The 18286-nt window shown below is 68.4% G+C and carries 11 protein-coding genes; 6 read left to right on the forward strand and 5 right to left on the reverse strand.

What is annotated here, in order from left to right; all coding sequences use genetic code 11:
* Positions 1-47 precede the first annotated feature (47 nt).
* Positions 48-626, reverse strand: coding sequence for a GNAT family N-acetyltransferase (locus tag ACFYO0_RS37355; protein WP_388685297.1), 579 nt, complete (start codon positions 624-626; stop codon positions 48-50).
* Between the two features lie 242 nt (positions 627-868).
* Between ACFYO0_RS37355 and secA the strand changes: the two genes are divergently transcribed.
* A complete protein-coding gene (gene secA, locus ACFYO0_RS37360) occupies positions 869-3721 on the forward strand; it encodes a preprotein translocase subunit SecA (protein WP_388685298.1) in 2853 nt (950 codons plus the stop codon).
* 223 nt (positions 3722-3944) lie between these two features.
* Here the strand turns inward: secA and ACFYO0_RS37365 are convergent, their stop codons facing one another.
* Entirely contained in the window at positions 3945-4562 is a 618-nt protein-coding gene (locus tag ACFYO0_RS37365; protein ID WP_388685300.1) for an Rv3235 family protein, read from the reverse strand.
* Between the two features lie 323 nt (positions 4563-4885).
* Here ACFYO0_RS37365 and ACFYO0_RS37370 point away from each other — a divergent pair, with 323 nt between their 5' ends.
* Both ACFYO0_RS37370 and ACFYO0_RS37375 read left to right on the forward strand, forming a co-directional pair.
* Positions 4886-5401 carry a DUF6912 family protein gene (locus ACFYO0_RS37370; protein WP_388685302.1) on the forward strand — a complete coding sequence of 172 codons (516 nt, stop codon included), beginning with the start codon at positions 4886-4888 and terminating at the stop codon, positions 5399-5401.
* A gap of 70 nt (positions 5402-5471) precedes the next feature.
* The gene (locus ACFYO0_RS37375) at positions 5472-6137 is read left to right on the forward strand and encodes an HAD family hydrolase (protein WP_388685304.1); all 666 of its coding nucleotides are present in this window, start codon (positions 5472-5474) and stop codon (positions 6135-6137) included.
* A 71-nt stretch (positions 6138-6208) separates the two neighbouring features.
* Here ACFYO0_RS37375 and ACFYO0_RS37380 read toward each other — a convergent pair whose 3' ends face one another.
* Positions 6209-6775, reverse strand: a complete 567-nt coding sequence (locus ACFYO0_RS37380) for a DJ-1/PfpI family protein (protein ID WP_388685306.1) — start codon at positions 6773-6775, stop codon at positions 6209-6211.
* A gap of 583 nt (positions 6776-7358) precedes the next feature.
* Between ACFYO0_RS37380 and ACFYO0_RS37385 the strand changes: the two genes are divergently transcribed.
* Genes ACFYO0_RS37385 through ACFYO0_RS37395 form a run of 3 tightly spaced genes read left to right on the forward strand, consistent with a single transcriptional unit; the run spans position 7359 to position 16321 of the window.
* On the forward strand, positions 7359-12299 hold the full coding sequence (locus tag ACFYO0_RS37385; protein ID WP_388685308.1) for an NAD-glutamate dehydrogenase: 4941 nt from the start codon (positions 7359-7361) through the stop codon (positions 12297-12299).
* 60 nt (positions 12300-12359) lie between these two features.
* Complete coding sequence (locus ACFYO0_RS37390) at positions 12360-15206, forward strand: CDP-glycerol glycerophosphotransferase family protein (RefSeq protein WP_388685310.1); 2847 nt, start codon at positions 12360-12362, stop codon at positions 15204-15206.
* Positions 15207-15217: 11 nt separating this feature from the next.
* Entirely contained in the window at positions 15218-16321 is a 1104-nt protein-coding gene (locus ACFYO0_RS37395) for a glycosyltransferase (RefSeq protein WP_388685312.1), read from the forward strand.
* Between the two features lie 125 nt (positions 16322-16446).
* On the opposite strand, the gene ACFYO0_RS37400 is transcribed toward ACFYO0_RS37395, so the two are convergent.
* Positions 16447-17253 (reverse strand): ABC transporter ATP-binding protein, encoded by an 807-nt coding sequence (locus ACFYO0_RS37400; protein ID WP_388685314.1) that lies wholly within the window; start codon positions 17251-17253, stop codon positions 16447-16449.
* Positions 17246-18172, reverse strand: coding sequence for an ABC transporter permease (locus ACFYO0_RS37405; protein ID WP_388685316.1), 927 nt, complete (start codon positions 18170-18172; stop codon positions 17246-17248). Before ACFYO0_RS37405 ends, ACFYO0_RS37400 begins: the two co-directional genes overlap by 8 nt.
* Between the last annotated feature and the right edge of the window lie 114 nt (positions 18173-18286).

The raw sequence follows: 18286 nt of genomic DNA on the forward strand, positions 1-18286 counted from the left end.
GCCTGCCACTGTCGCCCCGGAAGCGCCGGGTATCGGGCAACCGCGACTCAGGTGCGCTGTGGAGCCGGCAGGTACGGTGCCGTCGACGGCAGCCCCAGATCGGACGGGAGCAGGGAGCCGACCCAACAGTCGCGGCGCACGCCCTTGTTGTTGATGCCGGAGCGAAGGACGCCCTCGACGGCGAAGCCGGCGCGTTCGGCGACCGTACGGGAGCCCGTGTTGCCGACCTCGGCCCGCCACTCCACGCGGTCGACCGCCCGGTCCGTGAAAGCCCAGCGGGACGTGGCGACCACGGCCTCGGTGATGTAACCGTTGCCCCGGTACTGCTTCGTCGCCCAGAAGCCGATCTCGCCGACACCCAAGGAACGCATGGTGAGGCCGACCGTGCCGACGAGTTCGTCGGCGGCCGGCAGGAAGATGCCGAACGTGAACATCGACGAGTCCGCCCAGCCGTCGGGCACCATCTGCTCGGTGAAGCCCGTCGCGTGCTCCCTCAGATAGGGCGAGGGGATCGGGATCCAACGCTGGATGTCGGGGTCCTGACAGGCGTCGTACACGGCGTCGGTGTCGTGCGGTCCCACCGGGCGCAGCAGGAGACGCTCGGAGGTCAGTGTGACGGGGTCCATTGCCCGATTCTGCTCGGCGTTCCCCAAGGAAGCCATCTTTTTGCGCTGCGTGAAGGGGTGGTTACTTTTCGCTGCGTCGACGCGGCACCTTCCGCAACTCCCGTCCGTTGTCCTAGTGGCTGTCACGGGCAGACCTCCCGGCGCGGCGGGGTCCTCGCTTACGATGGCCGTTGCTCAATCTGTGATTTGAAACTGATGTTGAACCCGACCGTCCGGCCCGACCGGCAAGGAGACAAACCCCCGTGTCCGTCCTCTCGAAGATCATGCGTGCAGGCGAAGGCAAGATCCTGCGCAAACTGCACCGCATCGCGGACCAGGTCAACTCCATCGAAGAGGACTTCATCGACCTCTCCGACGCCGAGCTGCGGGCCCTCACCGACGAGTACAAGGAGCGGATCGCCGAGGCGCTTGCCGACGAGCCCGACGAGTCGAAGCACGACGCAGTCCTGACGAAGGCTCTCGACGACCTGCTCCCCGAGGCGTTCGCGACCGTCCGTGAGGCCGCCAAGCGCGTCCTCGGCCAGCGGCACTACGACGTCCAGATCATGGGCGGCGCCGCCCTGCACATGGGCTATGTCGCCGAGATGAAGACCGGTGAGGGCAAGACCCTGGTCGGCACCCTGCCCGCGTATCTGAACGCGTTGTCCGGCCGGGGCGTCCACCTCATCACGGTCAACGACTACCTGGCCGAGCGCGACTCCGAGATGATGGGCCGTGTCCACAAGTTCCTGGGCCTGAACGTCGGCTGCATCCTGGCCAACATGACGCCGGCCCAGCGCCGCGAGCAGTACAACTGCGACATCACGTACGGCACGAACAACGAGTTCGGTTTCGACTACCTGCGCGACAACATGGCGTGGTCGAAGGACGAACTGGTGCAGCGGGGCCACAACTTCGCGATCGTCGACGAGGTCGACTCCATCCTCGTCGACGAGGCCCGTACGCCGCTGATCATCTCCGGCCCGGCCGACCAGGCCACCAAGTGGTACGGCGACTTCGCCAAGCTGGTCACGCGTCTCAAGCGGGGCGAGGCGGGCAACACCCTCAAGGGCATCGAAGAGACCGGCGATTACGAGGTAGACGAGAAGAAGCGCACCGTCGCCATCCACGAGCCCGGCGTCACCAAGGTCGAGGACTGGTTGGGCATCGACAACCTCTACGAGTCGGTGAACACCCCGCTGGTGGGCTACCTGAACAACGCCATCAAGGCCAAGGAGCTCTTCAAGAAGGACAAGGACTACGTCGTCATCGACGGCGAAGTCATGATCGTCGACGAGCACACCGGCCGTATCCTCGCCGGCCGCCGCTACAACGAGGGCATGCACCAGGCGATCGAGGCGAAGGAAGGGGTGGACATCAAGGACGAGAACCAGACGCTCGCCACGATCACCCTGCAGAACTTCTTCCGCCTCTACGACAAGCTCTGCGGCATGACCGGTACGGCGATGACCGAGGCCGCCGAGTTCCACCAGATCTACAAGCTCGGTGTCGTGCCGATCCCGACCAACAAGCCGATGATCCGCAACGACCAGTCGGACCTGATCTACCGCACCGAGGTCGCCAAGTTCGACGCGGTCGTCGACGACATCGCCGAGAAGCACGAGAAGGGCCAGCCGATCCTCGTCGGCACCACCTCGGTCGAGAAGTCCGAGTACCTCTCGCAGCAGCTCAGCAAGCGCGGCATCCAGCACGAAGTACTGAATGCGAAGCAGCACGACCGTGAGGCGACGATCGTCGCCCAGGCCGGCCGCAAGGGCGCCGTCACCGTCGCCACGAACATGGCCGGACGAGGCACGGACATCAAGCTCGGCGGCAACCCCGACGACCTCGCCGAGGCTGAGCTGCGCCAGCGTGGCCTCGACCCCGAGGAGCACATCGAGGAGTGGGCCGCCGCGCTGCCCTCGGCCCTGGAGAGGGCCGAAAAGGCGGTGAAGGCCGAGTTCGAGGAGGTCACGGACCTCGGCGGCCTTTACGTCCTCGGCACCGAGCGGCACGAGTCGCGTCGTATCGACAACCAGCTGCGTGGTCGTTCCGGCCGTCAGGGCGACCCGGGCGAGTCCCGCTTCTACCTCTCCCTCGGTGACGACCTGATGCGGCTGTTCAAGGCCCAGATGGTCGAGCGAGTGATGTCGATGGCGAACGTCCCGGACGACGTGCCGATCGAGAACAAGATGGTCACGCGCGCGATCGCCTCCGCCCAGTCGCAGGTCGAGCAGCAGAACTTCGAGACCCGGAAGAACGTCCTCAAGTACGACGAGGTCCTCAACCGGCAGCGCGAGGTCATCTACGGAGAGCGGCGCCGCGTCCTGGAGGGCGAGGATCTGCAGGAGCAGATCCAGCACTTCATGAACGACACGATCGACGCGTACATCGACGCCGAGACCGCCGAGGGCTTCTCCGAGGAGTGGGACCTGGACCGGCTGTGGGGCGCCTTCAAGCAGCTCTACCCGGTGAAGGTCACCATCGAGGAACTCGAGGAGACGGTCGGCGACCGCGCGGGCCTCACCGCCGAGTTCATCTCCGAGTCCATCAAGGACGACATTCACGAGCAGTACGAGGCACGTGAGGCGCAGCTCGGCTCCGAGATCATGCGGGAGCTGGAGCGCCGGGTCGTGCTCTCGGTCCTGGACCGCAAGTGGCGCGAGCACCTCTACGAGATGGACTACCTCCAGGAGGGCATCGGCCTGCGTGCGATGGCCCAGAAGGACCCGCTGGTCGAGTACCAGCGCGAGGGCTTCGACATGTTCACCGCCATGATGGACGGCATCAAGGAGGAGTCCGTCGGCTACCTGTTCAACCTGGAGGTCCAGGTCGAGCAGCAGGTCGAGGAGGTCCCGGTCGAGGACGCCAAGCCGTCGCTCGACAAGAAGGAGGACGCCGTGCCCGCGGGTGCGCGTCCGGAGATCCACGCCAAGGGGCTCGAGGCGCCGCAGCGGCCGGACCGTCTGCACTTCTCCGCGCCGACCGTGGACGGCGAGGGCGGTGTCGTCGAGGGCGACTTCGCCAGTGACGAGGAGCCGGTGCGCTCCGAGTCGGACGGCCTCACGCGCGCGGAGCGCCGCAAGCAGCAGAAGGGCCGGCGCCGCAAGAAGTGACGGTTCGCTCCGCTGGGTCGAAACCTGGCCGGCGAAGGTTGGCTGTGAAGGGCCGGGCACCTCGGGGTGCCCGGCCCTTCGGGTTGTCGGGTTTGAAGCTGCGGGTGCGTGGTGGCTGGTCGCGCCCGCGCGGCGGAGCCGCACATTGACACAGCCCCGCGCCCTGAGAGGCCTGCGGCCTCCTTGGGGGGCGCGGTACCGCACCGGACTCCGGCAAGTCCGCTCAGCTGTCGTCCGTACGTGGCATGCGGGCGCCGCCCAGTTCCACCGCTGTGCAGCGCCAGCGGAGGTCGTGGCCCTTCTCCAGACGGAAGGCCATCGCGCGGAGCTGGTCGCCCGCGCCGATACGGGCGAAGGCCTCGATCGCGCCCGGGCGGGGGACCTCGTAGCCGACGTCGCGTACGACCGGGCGGGTGCCGTGGGTGCGGAGGGGGCCACGTTCGGCGAGCCAGGCCAGTTCGTCGTACGCGCGGCCCGCCGTGTGCCGGAGCATGCTGTGAACGGGACGCTGCCCGCTCAGCACCGCGAGCAGGAGGTCGGCGAAGAGGTCGGTGGGACGAGGCTGCGGCGGCGTCCTGAGCGGGCTTCGGGCGGGCGCCCTGTGGCGAGGGCCCGCCGTCCGGGGCGGGTTGCCGCCGGGCATGGTCCGGGAGGTGCTCGCAGTGCTCCCGCCGGGCCCCGTGACGGTGGCGCTGCCGCTGTTCTCGCCCCGCGGCGAGCTGCCCGGAGTCTCCCTGCCCGGTGTGCTGCGTGGAGTGGTTCCGGTGGGGCGGCGGGTGTCGTGGCGGCCGGGTGGGCGGGTGCCCGGGCTGCGCTTCGTCCTGGTCATCACCTTGGTCATGGCCTTCGTCCCCGCTCGCTGGGCCCGAGTCGATACCGGGCAGTAACTTGCTGTCGGGGATCTTGTACGGCGCCGGAGCGGGCAGCCGCAAGGACGTCGGCTGCGCGCCGTGGTGGCCGGAATTTTCACCTATCAGGGTGATGAGGGTGTACGAGGCTCATGGCGGGGCTGGGGTGTACCGGGTGAGACCCAGGCCGTGTGGTTGACGTCGTGCGAGGGGTCGCCCCGACTCGAAGGGGGACGCCTCGCACGTATCCTGAAGGTCCTTCCGGAGGCGCGGGACAGTCCTCCTGGGAGTCCTCCGACTACGAAAGCGGCCAGCCATGCGCGTCTACGTCCCCCTGACCCTCTCCGGTCTCGCCGAGGCGTACAAGACGGGCGAGCTCGGGGCCGGGCCCTTCGTCGCGTACGCCGTCACGCCCGCGTTGCGCGAGTGGTATCTGTCCGACGACATCGAGGAGTTGGAGTACGCGGCGCTGAACCGGGCCGCGCTCGCCTCGCTGCGGCTGCTCGCGCTCGACCCCGGCTCCGTGCGGCGACGCGTCGTCGTCGCCCTCGACGTCCCGGAGGGGGCCGCGGTCGCCGATCCCGACCGCGGGCTCGACCCCGGCTCGCTCGGAGAGGTGCGGGTCGAGGGGCCCCTGCCGCTGACCAAGGCCGCGGCCGTGCACGTCGACTCGGGCGGGGCCGAGGCGGACGTCACGGCGGCGGCGGACGCGCTGGGCGCGGCGGACACGGGTGACGACGACGCGCAGTTCGTGGTGGACGGGGCCGAGGACCACGAGCTGCTGTGGTTCGCCACGCAGGAGATCCCGAACCTGGTGGGACTCGGGGACTGAGCACTGACTGAGGCCGGCGGTGAAGAAAATGCCGGCCGCGTTGTCAGCGCGGGCGGGTACGTTCATTGGCATGGGGAAGCACAAAGCAGCGCACATTGTGTGGGACTGGAATGGGACCCTGTTCCACGACAACACGGCCATCATCGGGGCGACGAACGCGGCGTTCGCCGAGCTGGGGCTGGAGCCGATCACGCTGGAGCAGTACCGGGAGCTGTACTGCGTTCCGGTGCCGCGGTTCTACGAGCGGCTGATGGGCCGGCTGCCCACGGACGCGGAGTGGGCGATCATGGACGAGACGTTCCACCGGTACTACACGGAGCACCGGGTCGGCTGCGGGCTCACCGACGGGGTGCCGGGGCTGCTCGCAGAGTGGGCTTCGGCCGGGGGCAGCCAGTCACTGCTGAGTATGTACGGACATGAAGAACTCGTCCCGCTGGTACGGGACTTCGGGATCGAGCCGCACTTCATACGGGTCGACGGGCGGACCGGGCCGTCCGGCGGCAGCAAGGCCGAGCACATGGTGCGGCATGTGGGGGCGCTCACCGGCGTGGAGCCCGCTCGTACGGTCGTGATCGGCGACGCGGCGGACGACGCGATCGCGGCCCGGCACGTGGGGGCGCGGGCCGTGCTCTACACCGGGGGCTCGCACAGCCGGGCCAGCCTCGAAGCGGTAGGGGTTCCTGTCGTGGACAGCCTGGAGGAAGCGGTCGTGGAGGCGGAGCGGTTGGCGGCGTGAAGGGGCGTACGGGCGTACGGGGGTACGCCCGTACGGGGGTGATGACGCGCGTCGCGTAGCCCCCCCCGAGGTCAGGTCACCGGAGCCTTCGCTCGTAGCACCGTGAGGAACTCCCGCATCCAGCGGGAGTTGTCCGGCCAGACACGCGACGAGACGAGGGTGCCGTCCACCACGGCCTCGGCGTCCTGGAAGCTGGCGCCCGCGGCCTGCATGTCCAGCTCCAGCGCCGGGTACGCCGTGACGCGGCGCCCCCGCAGGCCGTCGATCGCCGCGGTCAGCAGGGGGCCGTGACAGATCTGGGCGACGGGTTTGTCCGTGTCGAAGAAGGACTTCAGGATCTTGCGGAGTTCGGGGTCGTTGCGGAGGTACTCCGGTGCTCGGCCGCCGGGGATCACCAAGGCCACGTACTGGCCGGGGTCGACCTCCGAGAAGGCCAGGTCGGCGGGCCAGGTGTAGCCGGGCTTCTCCGTGTACGTGTCGAAGCCGGGTTCGAAGTCGTGGACGACGAAGCGGAGTTGCTTGCGGGCAGGGGCGGCGATGTGGACGTCGTAACCCTCTTCACGCAGGCGCTGGTAGGGGTACAGGACCTCCAGTGACTCCGCGGCGTCTCCGGTGACGATCAGGATCTTCGCACTCATGGTCGCTGCGCTCCCTTCGCCGGGATCCGTCCCGCCCAACGTGCCTCTGCGTCGGGCCTTTGCCAAGGGGGCTACGCGCTGGGGTTTGCGTGAGCTGGGGGACCGGGGTGCTCGGTGCGGATGTGTGGACGGGTGGTTTCTTACTCCCAACCCTCAAGCCGCATGCTTTCCCGCGCCACCCGTAAGCCCCAAGCGCCCGCTCGTAAGCCCTCGCGCACTGTGCAGACTGTCAAAATCCCACCCCCTCTTTTGTACACATGCGGCTCATGACGGAGCCCCCGTGCGGAGCGATAGCCTTGTCACGTGATCAGCGCGATATGTCGCGGGAGCGTCTGTCTTCCCGCTTTGCGCCCGGACCGCACGGACGACATCCGTGGCCGGGCGGTCGCTGGTCTTCGCGGGCGGTACGGGTCACCGAGAGCAGTCTCACAGTCTCCGGCGGTGCCGAACATGGCCGATAACGCCCCGCCCCTCTCACATCGCGGCATAGCGTCGAAGCAGACCGGACACCCCGCGTCACGGCGCTACGTCACTTCACGTTTTTCGGCGTCACGCAACGGCGCGCGACAGGAGCCAGAGGACAATGCAGACCAAGCTGGACGAAGCCAAGGCCGAGCTGCTCGAACGGGCCGCCCGGGTAGCTGAGAACAGCCCGGCCGGGGTGCATCTACCGACCGGGACGAAGGACGAGGGCACCTCCGCCACCCCGGACCACGCCACCGTGCTCGCGTTCCTCCAGCGCTACTACCTGCACACCGCCCCGGAGGACCTCACCGACCGTGACCCGGTCGATGTCTTCGGAGCCGCCTTCTCCCACTACCGACTGGCCGAAAACCGACCCCAGGGCACGGCCAATGTGCGGGTCCACACCCCGACCGTCGAGGAGAACGGCTGGACTTGCAGCCACTCCGTCGTCGAGGTGGTCACCGACGACATGCCCTTCCTCGTCGACTCCGTGACCAACGAGCTGTCTCGGCAGGGGCGCGGCATCCACGTCGTGATCCACCCCCAGTTCGTCGTACGGCGCGATGTCACCGGCAAGCTCATCGAGGTCCAGCCCACCCGGCCCGCCGCCGAAGACCTGCCGCACGACGCCCACATCGAGTCCTGGATCCACGTCGAGATCGACCGCGAGACCGACCGCGCCGACCTGAAGCAGATCACCGTCGATCTGCTGCGCGTGCTCTCCGACGCCCGCGAGGCCGTCGAGGACTGGGAGAAGATGCGGGACGCCGCGCTGCGCATCGCCGACGACCTGCCGGCCGAGCCCACCGCCGACGATCTGCGCGACCAGGAGGTCGAGGAGGCCCGCGAGCTGCTGCGCTGGCTGGCCGCCGACCACTTCACCTTCCTCGGCTACCGCGAGTACGAGCTGACGGAGGACGACTCTCTCGCCGCCGTCCCCGGCACCGGTCTCGGCATACTGCGATCGGACCCGCACCACAGCGGCGACGACGCCCACGGCCACTCGCACTCCTTCAGCCGGCTCCCCGCCGACGCCCGTGCCAAGGCCCGCGAGCACAAGCTGCTCATCCTCACCAAGGCGAACAGCCGCGCCACGGTGCACCGGCCGTCCTATCTCGACTACATCGGCGTGAAGAGGTTCGACGAGAACGGGAACGTCATCGGGGAGAGGCGCTTCCTCGGGCTCTTCTCCTCCGCCGCGTACACCGAGTCCGTACGCCGTGTGCCGGTCATCCGTCGCAAGGTCCAGGAGGTCCTCAAGGGCGCGGGCTTCTCGCCCAACAGCCACGACGGGCGCGATCTGCTGCAGATCCTGGAGACATACCCCCGTGACGAGCTGTTCCAGACCCCGGTCGACGAGCTGCGGTCCATCGTCACCTCCGTCCTCTACCTGCAGGAGCGCCGGCGGCTCCGCCTCTACCTGCGCCAGGACGAGTACGGCCGCTACTACTCGGCCCTCGTCTACCTGCCGCGCGACCGCTACACCACGGCCGTACGCCTGAGGATCATCGACATCCTGAAGGAGGAACTCGGCGGCACCAGCGTCGACTTCACCGCCTGGAACACCGAGTCGATCCTGTCCCGGCTGCACTTCGTGGTCCGCGTCCCGCAGGGCACCGAGCTGCCGGAGCTGTCCGACGCCGACAAGGAGCGCATCGAGGCGCGGCTCGTCGAGGCCGCCCGTTCCTGGGCCGACGGTTTCGCCGAGGCGCTGAACGCCGAGTGCGGCGAGGAGCGCGCGGCCGAACTGCAGCGCCGGTACGGGAACGCCGTCCCCGAGGGCTACAAGGCCGACCACAACCCGCGCGCGGCGGTCGCCGACCTGGTCCACCTGGAGCAGCTCGGCGACGGCAAGGACTTCGCGCTCAGCCTGTACGAACCGGTGGGTGCCGCGCCCGGCGAGCGCCGCTTCAAGATCTACCGCACCGGCGCGCCGGTCTCCCTCTCCGCCGTCCTTCCGGTGCTCAGCCGGCTCGGCGTCGAGGTCACCGACGAGCGCCCCTACGAGCTGCGCTGCTCGGACCGTACCTCCGCCTGGATCTATGACTTCGGCCTGCGCGTGCCCCCGTCCAAGGGCGGCGGCGACTATCTCGCCGACGATGCCCGTGAGCGCTTCCAGGACGCCTTCTCGGCGACCTGGACGGGGCAGGCCGAGAACGACGGCTTCAACTCGCTCGTGCTGAGCGCCGGGCTGAGCTGGCGGCAGGCGATGGTGCTGCGGGCGTACGCGAAGTACCTGCGCCAGGCCGGTTCGACCTTCAGCCAGGACTACATGGAGGACACCCTCCGCAACAACGTCCACACCACCCGGCTGCTCGTCTCCCTCTTCGAGGCGCGGATGTCCCCGGACCGCCAGCGCGCGGGTATGGAACTGACCGACGCCCTCCTGGAGGAGCTGGACGCCGCCCTCGACAAGGTCGCCTCCCTCGACGAGGACCGGATCCTGCGGTCGTTCCTGACCGTCATCAAGGCGACCCTGCGCACCAACTTCTTCCAGGAGGCGACGGGCGGACAGCCGCACGAGTACGTCTCCATGAAGTTCGACCCGACGGCCATCCCCGACCTTCCCGCGCCGCGTCCGGCGTACGAGATCTGGGTGTACTCCCCGCGTGTCGAGGGCGTCCACCTGCGGTTCGGCAAGGTCGCGCGCGGCGGTCTGCGCTGGTCCGACCGCCGTGAGGACTTCCGGACGGAGATCCTCGGCCTGGTCAAGGCGCAGATGGTCAAGAACACCGTCATCGTGCCGGTCGGCGCGAAGGGCGGCTTCGTCGCCAAGCAGCTGCCGGACCCGTCCGTGGACCGCGACGCCTGGCTGGCCGAGGGCATCCGCAGCTACAAGACCTTCATCTCGGCGCTGCTCGACATCACCGACAACATGGTGGCCGGTGAGGTCGTACCGCCCGCCGACGTCGTACGGCACGACGAGGACGACACCTACCTCGTCGTCGCCGCCGACAAGGGCACCGCGACCTTCTCGGACATCGCCAACGAGGTCGCGCAGAACTACAACTTCTGGCTCGGCGACGCGTTCGCCTCGGGCGGCAGCGCCGGCTACGACCACAAGAAGATGGGCATCACCGCCCGCGGCGCCTGGGAGTCCGTGGAGCGGCACTTCCGAGAGCTGGGCGTGAACACGCAGACCGATGACTTCACCGTCGTCGGCGTCGGCGACATGTCCGGTGACGTGTTCGGCAACGGCATGCTGCTGTCCGAGCACATCCGGCTGGTCGCCGCCTTCGACCACCGGCACATCGTCATCGACCCGAACCCGGACGCGGCCACCTCGTACGCCGAGCGCCGCCGCCTGTTCGAGCTGCCCCGCAGCTCCTGGGCCGACTACAACAGGGAGCTGCTGTCACAGGGCGGCGGTATCTTCCCGCGCAGCGCCAAGTCCATCCCGCTCAACAGCCACATCCGCCAGGCCCTCGGCATCGAGGACCGCGTCGCCAAGATGACCCCGGCCGACCTGATGCGGGCCATCCTCAAGGCACCGGTCGACCTGCTGTGGAACGGCGGCATCGGTACGTACGTGAAGGCGTCGACCGAGACGCACGCGGACGTCGGCGACAAGGCCAACGACGCGATCCGCGTGGACGGCGCCGACCTCAGGGTCAAGGTCGTCGGCGAGGGCGGCAACCTCGGCCTGACCCAGCTCGGCCGGATCGAGTTCGCTCAGCACGGCGGCAAGGTCAACACCGACGCCATCGACAACAGCGCGGGCGTGGACACCTCCGACCACGAGGTGAACATCAAGATCCTGCTCAACGCGGTCGTCTCGGACGGCGACATGACCGTCAAGCAGCGCAACAGGCTGCTCGCCGAGATGACCGACGAGGTCGGCCAACTGGTCCTGCGCAACAACTACGCACAGAACGTGGCGCTCGCCAACGCGCTCGCCCAGTCCCCGGACATGCTGCACGCCCAGCATCGCTATCTGCGCCACCTGGTGCGCGCCGGGCACCTCGACCGGGCCCTGGAGTTCATGCCCACCGAGCGCCAGATCCGTGAGCGCCTCAACACCGGGCACGGTCTGACCCAGCCGGAGACGGCCGTCCTCCTCGCGTACACGAAGATCACGGTCGCCGACGAGCTTCTGCGCACCTCGCTGCCCGACGACCTGTACCTGCGCAGCCTGCTGCACGCGTACTTCCCGACCGCGCTGCGCGAACAGTTCCTGTCGCAGATCGACAGCCACCCGCTGCGCCGCGAGATCACCACGACGGTACTGGTCAACGACACGGTCAACACGGGCGGTACGAGCTTCCTGCACCGACTGCGCGAGGAGACCGGAGCCTCACTTGAGGAGATCGTCCGGGCGCAGACCGCGGCCCGCGCGATCTTCGGGCTGAGCGAGGTGTGGGACGAGGTCGAGGCGCTCGACAACAGGGTCGAAGCGGCCGTCCAGACCCGTATCCGCCTGCACTCCCGCCGTCTCGTCGAGCGCGGCACCCGCTGGCTGCTCAACAACCGGCCGCAGCCGCTCGAGCTCGCCGAGACGATCGACTTCTTCAGCGAGGGAGTCGCACGGGTCTGGGCCGAGCTGCCCAAGCTGGTGCGCGGCGCGGACCTGGAGTGGTACCAGCGGATCTACGACGAGCTGTCGGCCGCCGGTGTCCCGGACGGTCTCGCCCAGCGCGTCGCCGGTTTCTCCGCGGCCTTCCCGGCGCTCGACGTCGTCGCGGTGGCCGACCGCACCGGCAAGGACCCGATGGAAGTCGCCGAGGTGTACTACGACCTCGCCGACCGCCTCCGCGTCAGCCAGCTCATGGACCGCATCATCGAGCTCCCGCGCGCCGACCGCTGGCAGTCCATGGCCCGCGCCTCCATCCGCGAGGACCTGTACGCGGCCCACGCGGCGCTCACCTCCGACGTCCTCGCCTTCGGAAACGGCACGGCCACACCGGAGCAGCGCTTCAAGGCCTGGGAGCAGAAGAACGCGGCGATCCTGGGCCGGGCCCGTACGACCCTGGAGGAGATCCAGAGCTCGGAGTCCTTCGACCTGGCGAACCTGTCGGTGGCGATGCGGACGATGCGGACGCTCTTGCGTACGCATTCGTAGGCGGTACGTACGGCGGTATGTACGAGGACGGGGGCGACCGGGACATTTAGGATCAATGGGGTGAACCTTGATCTGTCCCGGCCGCCCGACGTCACCGTCGTCGTCATCGTCTACAACGACGCGTCCCGCCTGCCGACGGCCGTCCGCTCCGTGCTGGCGCAGACGCTGCGCGGCGTCGAGGTCGTGATCGTGGACGACCGCAGCACCGACGGCTCGTACGAGGCGGCCCGGCGGCTGGCCGCCGAGCATCCCGATCGCGTACGCGCCTACCGGCTCCCGGAGAACAGTGGTGGCTGCGGCGCGCCGCGCAACCACGGCCTCGCGCAGGCGCGCGGTACGTACGTCGTCTTCCTCGACAGCGACGACGTACTGGAACGCAACGCCTGCCGGAACCTCCTGGAAGCGGCCGAGACCACCGGCGCCGACCTCGTCTCCGGGCTGTGCGTCCGCGTGCATGTGGACGCGCGCAGCCGCAAGGAGATCAAGTGGTACCCCTGGCTGTACACGCGCACCCGCACCCTGGAGTCGATCGCCGAGCTGCCCGACCTGCTGGTCTTCGACACGCTGTCGACGAACAAGTGCTACCGCAGACAGTTCCTGCTGGACCTGGGCCTTCGCTTCCCCGTCGGCATCCACTACGAGGACCTGCTCTTCTCGGCGCAGGCGTATGTGGCCGCCCGCCGCATCACCCTGATCCCCAACCGCGTGTACGACTGGAACGTCGTCGAGAAGGCCGCCGCGAAGTCGATCAGCAACCGGCGCGACGAGATCGCCAACTTCGCACAGCGGATGGAGATCCATCGCCGGGTCGACCAACTGCTGGCGGAACAGGGCCTGCGGAAGCTGAAGTTCCACAAGGACGTCAAGTTCCTCAAGCACGATCTGGTGCTGCACCTGCGTGAACTGCCGTTCCGGGACGCCGCCTTCCGGCAGGAGTTCGCCGCGATCGCCCGCAACTACCTCGAATCGATCGACCGCGCCGCGTTCGACGAGGTGGAGCCCATCCACGCCATCTGCGCCCATCTGCTGCGCAAGAGCGACTGGGACCAGCTCCTCCCGGCCGTGGACACGCTCACCAACCGCGACAAGATCTCCTCGCCGCTCCTCGAACGCGACGGGCGGATCTACTGGTGCGACCCCGGTCATCTCGACGGCGACGGTTTCGGGCGGCAGGTGCTGGACGTCACCAGACTCGGCTATCACACCAAGCCGCTCCAGAAAATGTTCCTGCGCAATGCCCTGACCGGCTACGCGGAAGCGGCCGGCACGGTCCGTCTCGCCGGGCGCATCACCAACCCGCTCGGCATCATCCCGCCCGGCGCGCGGCTCACCGGCGAGCTGGAGTTCTATGCCCGCCGCGAGGGCCTGCGCTTCCAGACCTTCCGGTTCCCCGTGGCCACCCTGCGGCACGAGGGCGAGACCATCGCCTGGGAGGCTTCGGCGGACCTTGCGCGCGGGCTGCGTCCGCTGGGCATCGTGGACGCCGTATGGGATGTACGGCTCCACCTCGACGTCGACGGCGCCCGCACCACGACCCGTCTCACCGCCTCCGAACCAGGCCTGGTCGCCGGGCAGTTGCCCGTCCGGCCCCGGCTCACCAGGCTGGCCGCCCACCACATCGAGCCCGGGATCTCCTCGCGCGGCCATCTCTGCTTCCGGCTGGTGTCCCGCGAGCAGGTGGAAAGGCTCGTCGCGCGCGGCGTGCAGGGGTCGCCGGGCCGGCTCGCCAAGTCCGGCTACCGGAAGGCGAAGACGGTACGCAGGAAGCTGACCTCCGGCGACACCAAGATCCGGATGTACCACGAGGTGTTCAGCCGGCTGCCCGTGAAGAAACGCCTGGTCGTCTTCGAGAGTCACCTGGGCCGGCAGTACAGCGACAGTCCGCGGGCCATCTACGAGGAAATGCGGCGCCAGGGCCTGGAGTTCGAGGCGGTGTGGTCGTACACGGGCAGTCCTGAAGGCTTCCCGTCGGATGCCACGCTCGTACGTCGCTGGTCGCTGCCCTATCTCCAGGCGCTGGCCCGGGCCGAGTTCTGGATCGACAACCAGAGCTATCCGCTGAAGCTCACCAAGCGGCCGCAGACCACGTACATCCAGACCTGGCACGGCTCGGCCCTCAAGCGGATGGGCTTCGACGAGCCGGAGTGGAAACTCAGGTTCCGTCGCGCTCAGGAGGAGCAGCAGCGCACGCTGGACCGTTTCGACCGCTTCCTGATCCGCTCCGAGCATGACGTCCGTACGCTCGCCCGCGCCTTCCGGCTCAAGGAGAAGACGCTGCTGCGGGTGGGCTATCCGCGCAACGACGCGCTCGTACGAGCCCGCCGTGCCACCGAACGACCGCCACTTGCCGCCGAGTTGGGCATTCCCGAGGACAGAAGGGTCCTGCTGTACGCGCCCACCTTCCGCGGACGCGGGAAGGGCCGCTTCACGCTGCCCTTCGACGTGGAGCGTTTCGCGGACACCTTCGGCGACCGCTATGTCCTCCTCGTCCGCCCGCACTACCTGGACCACGTGGTGCTCCCGCCGTCCGTGCGGGGCCGCGTCATCGACGTGTCGACGCACCACGACGTGACCCCGCTACTGGCGCTCGCCGACGGCCTGATCACCGACTACTCGTCCGTGATGTTCGACTACGCCCTCCTCGACCGGCCGATGTTCTTCTTCGCGTACGACTACGAGAAGTACGTGTACGAGGGCCGCGGGACCTACTTCGACCTGCTGGAACGGGCACCCGGACCCGTCGTGCGCACCGAGGAGGAACTGCATGCCGTCCTCGGCTCCTTGGAGAAACAGGTCGTCAAGTACGCGGCGGCGCGGGAGCGGTTCGTCGCGGACTTCGGCGAGTACGACAAGGGGAACGCCGCGCAGAGCGTCGTCGAGCAGTTCTTCTCCCAGTGGAGGCCCTAGTGGAGGCGTGCGTGACCGGGTGTCCCGAGCGGGACGTCTTCTTCGTCTCCAACAGCGTCAACGAGCTGGGCGGAGTGACGAGTTGGTCGCACCAGATGGCCCGGTTGTTCACCGGGCGCGGGCATCGCGTGCACATGGTCGGCGTCACTCCGGCCGAGGTCGAACAGGAGCTGGGCGACGAACTCCCGTACCCCACAACGACCTTGTACGACGCCCAGCCGCCCCGTCCCGGCCGCGCCCGCCGGGCGAGCATGCTCGAGCAGGCCGCCAGGCTGACGGCGCTGTTCCGGGCGGCGCGGCCCGGCGCGGTCGTGATCGTCACGCAGGTGTGGGCCATGGAGTGGGTGGAACTGGCCGACACACGGGGCGTGACCGTCATCGGCATGACCCACGAGTCGTTCGCGTACTCCAAGGCGGCCGGGCGCTTCCGGCGCGTGCTCAGGCACTACCGCGACGTCGACCGCCTGCTCGCCCTGACCCGCGAGGACGCCGACCTGTGGATCGGCCAGGGCCTCAACAACGTCTCGTACATGCCGAATCCGCTGCCCTTCATACCTGACATCCCTTCGCCGCGCACCGTGAACGTGGTCGTCAGCATGGGCCGACTGCACGACCAGAAGGGCATCGACATGCTCCTCGACACCTGGTCCGAGGTCGCACCGCACCACCCCGACTGGACGCTGCGGATCTACGGCTCCGGGGAGGACGAGGAATTCCTGAAGAAGCAGTGCACGGCACTGGGGCTCGACAACCGTGTCGAGTGGATGGGGAGTACGGGCGATGTGCCGGGCGCGTTGCGCGGCGGCTCGGTCTTCGTCCAGTCATCGCGGGGTGAGGGCTTCCCGCTCGCCCTGATGGAGGCGATGGCGACGGGCCTGCCGTGCGCCGCGTTCGACTGCGCGCCCGGAGTACGCGAGATCGTCCGGGACGGGGAGGACGGTCTGCTCGCGGGCCTCGGCAACACGGGTGAACTGGCCCGCAGGCTGGGCATGTTGATGTCCGACAAGGAGCTGCGGGACCGGATGGGGGACGCGGCGAGGGCGAACATCCAGCGATACAGGACGGATGAGGTCGTACGGCGCTGGGAGGGCTTGTTCGCGTTCTTGGAGCGCTGATATTTGGGGCGCTGATTTCGAAAGGTGCTGGGGGCGCCCTTTAGGGGCGCGGGGAACTGCGCGACCAGCCACACACAGCCCGCACCCGCACAACCACTGCAGTACTACGGCGATCCCGCGCAGCGCTACCGCTGACTTGCGGTGAACCTTTCATACTCCTTGAGCACATCCTCCGTCGCCCCGTCCATGCGGAGCATCCCCCGCTCCAGCCACAGCACCCGGTCACACGTATCGCGGATCGACTTGTTGTTGTGACTGACCAGGAACACCGTGCCCGCGTGCTTCCGCAGCTCCCGGATCCGGGCCTCGGACCGCTTCTGGAACGAGCGATCCCCGGTGGCCAGCGCCTCGTCGATCATCAGCACGTCGTGATCCTTCGCGGCGGCGATCGAGAACCGGAGCCGTGCCGCCATCCCGGAGGAATACGTGCGCATGGGCAACGTGATGAAGTCGCCCTTCTCATTGATCCCGGAGAAGTCGACGATCTCGTCGTACCGCTCACGGATCTGCTCGCGGGACATCCCCATGGCGAGCCCTCCCAGGCGGACATTGCGCTCACCGGTGAGGTCGTTCATCAGAGCGGCGTTCACGCCGAGCAGGGACGGCTGGCCATGCGTGAAGATACGGCCGCTCTCCACGGGCAGCAGCCCCGCGACCGCCTTGAGCAGGGTCGACTTGCCGGACCCGTTCGTTCCGATCAGCCCGATGGCCTCCCCCTTGTACGCGGTGAAGGACACGGTCTTGACCGCGTGCACCTTGCGTACGCCCGCCGCCTGCTCCGTCTTCTTGCCGCGGAGGATGCGGTTGAGCGCGGCGGTCGCGGAGCCGCGGCCGGCGCCGGTGCCGTTGACCCGGTAGACGATGTCGACGCGGTCGGCGATGACGGTGGGGATCTTCTCGCCGTACTCAGTGTGCTCAGTGTGTTCAGCCACGGCCGTACGTCTCCTCGGCCTTCCAGAAGTAGATGAAGCCGCCGACGCCCGCGAGGAGCGCCCAGCCGATCGCGAGCGCCCACACGTGGTGCGGCAACTGGCCCGCCTGGAAGCTGTCGATCAGCGCGAACCGCATGAGGTCGATGTAGATCGCGGCTGGATTGCACTCCAGCGCGAGCAGCAGGACCTGCGGCAGGTCCTGGTGACCGCTGAGCACCCTGTCGATGCTCCACATGACACCTGAGACGTACATCCAGGTGCGCAGCACGAACGGCATCAGCTGCGCGATGTCCGGCGTCTTCGCCCCCATGCGGGCCATGATCATCGCCACGCCCGCGTTGAACACGAACTGAAGTGCCAGAGCCGGGACCGCCAGCAGCCAGGACGCCGCGACCGGCACCCCGAAGCAGAGCAGGATCACGACCAGCGCGGCCATCGAGAACAGCAACTGCTGGAGTTGTTGCAGCGCGTACGACACCGGCAGCGCGGCCCGCGGGAAGTGCAGCGCCCTGACCAAGCCGAGGCTGCCGGAGATCGCCCGCGTGCCCGCCATGATCGAACTCTGCGTGAACGTCCACACGAACACGCCCGTGACCAGGAACGGGACGTAGTCGGGCACTCCCCGGCTGGTGCCCATCAGCTTGCCGAAGACGAGGTAGTAGACCGCCGCGTTCAGCAGCGGCGTCGCCACCTGCCAGACCTGCCCGAGCTTCGCCTGGCTGTACTGCGCGGTGAGCCTGGCCGTCGCGAACGCCGTGATGAAGTGCCGCCGCGCCCACAGCTGGCGGACGTACGCGGGCAGGGAGGGGCGGGCGCCGCTGACTGTGAGGCCGTAACGGGCGGCGAGCGCGGCGGGGTCGTCGGGCGGGGCGTCGGGGTGGGCCGGCGCCGGAAGCGCTGTGTCGAGGACCTGACTCACATCGGCATCCTTTGGCGTTTACGTCGGGACGGGACCGTATCGTCGCAACGTGAGCGTAAGTCGATTCGACGTCGGAACGCAACCGTTTCGTCGTGACGCCCCTATGCTGTGGTC

Origin of the sequence: Streptomyces sp. NPDC006365 (assembly GCF_042870755.1) — a bacterium.
GTDB lineage: Bacteria > Actinomycetota > Actinomycetes > Streptomycetales > Streptomycetaceae > Streptomyces > Streptomyces xiangluensis.

Bases quoted from the DNA above. Each gene is read 5' to 3' on its own strand.
- ACFYO0_RS37380 (WP_388685306.1), bottom strand. From the start codon at position 6,775: ATGAGTGCGAAGATCCTGATCGTCACCGGAGACGCCGCGGAGTCACTG.
- ACFYO0_RS37375 (WP_388685304.1), top strand. From the start codon at position 5,472: ATGGGGAAGCACAAAGCAGCGCACATTGTGTGGGACTGGAATGGGACC.
- ACFYO0_RS37370 (WP_388685302.1), top strand. From the start codon at position 4,886: ATGCGCGTCTACGTCCCCCTGACCCTCTCCGGTCTCGCCGAGGCGTAC.
- ACFYO0_RS37385 (WP_388685308.1), top strand. From the start codon at position 7,359: ATGCAGACCAAGCTGGACGAAGCCAAGGCCGAGCTGCTCGAACGGGCC.
- ACFYO0_RS37365 (WP_388685300.1), bottom strand. From the start codon at position 4,562: ATGACCAAGGTGATGACCAGGACGAAGCGCAGCCCGGGCACCCGCCCA.
- ACFYO0_RS37355 (WP_388685297.1), bottom strand. From the start codon at position 626: ATGGACCCCGTCACACTGACCTCCGAGCGTCTCCTGCTGCGCCCGGTG.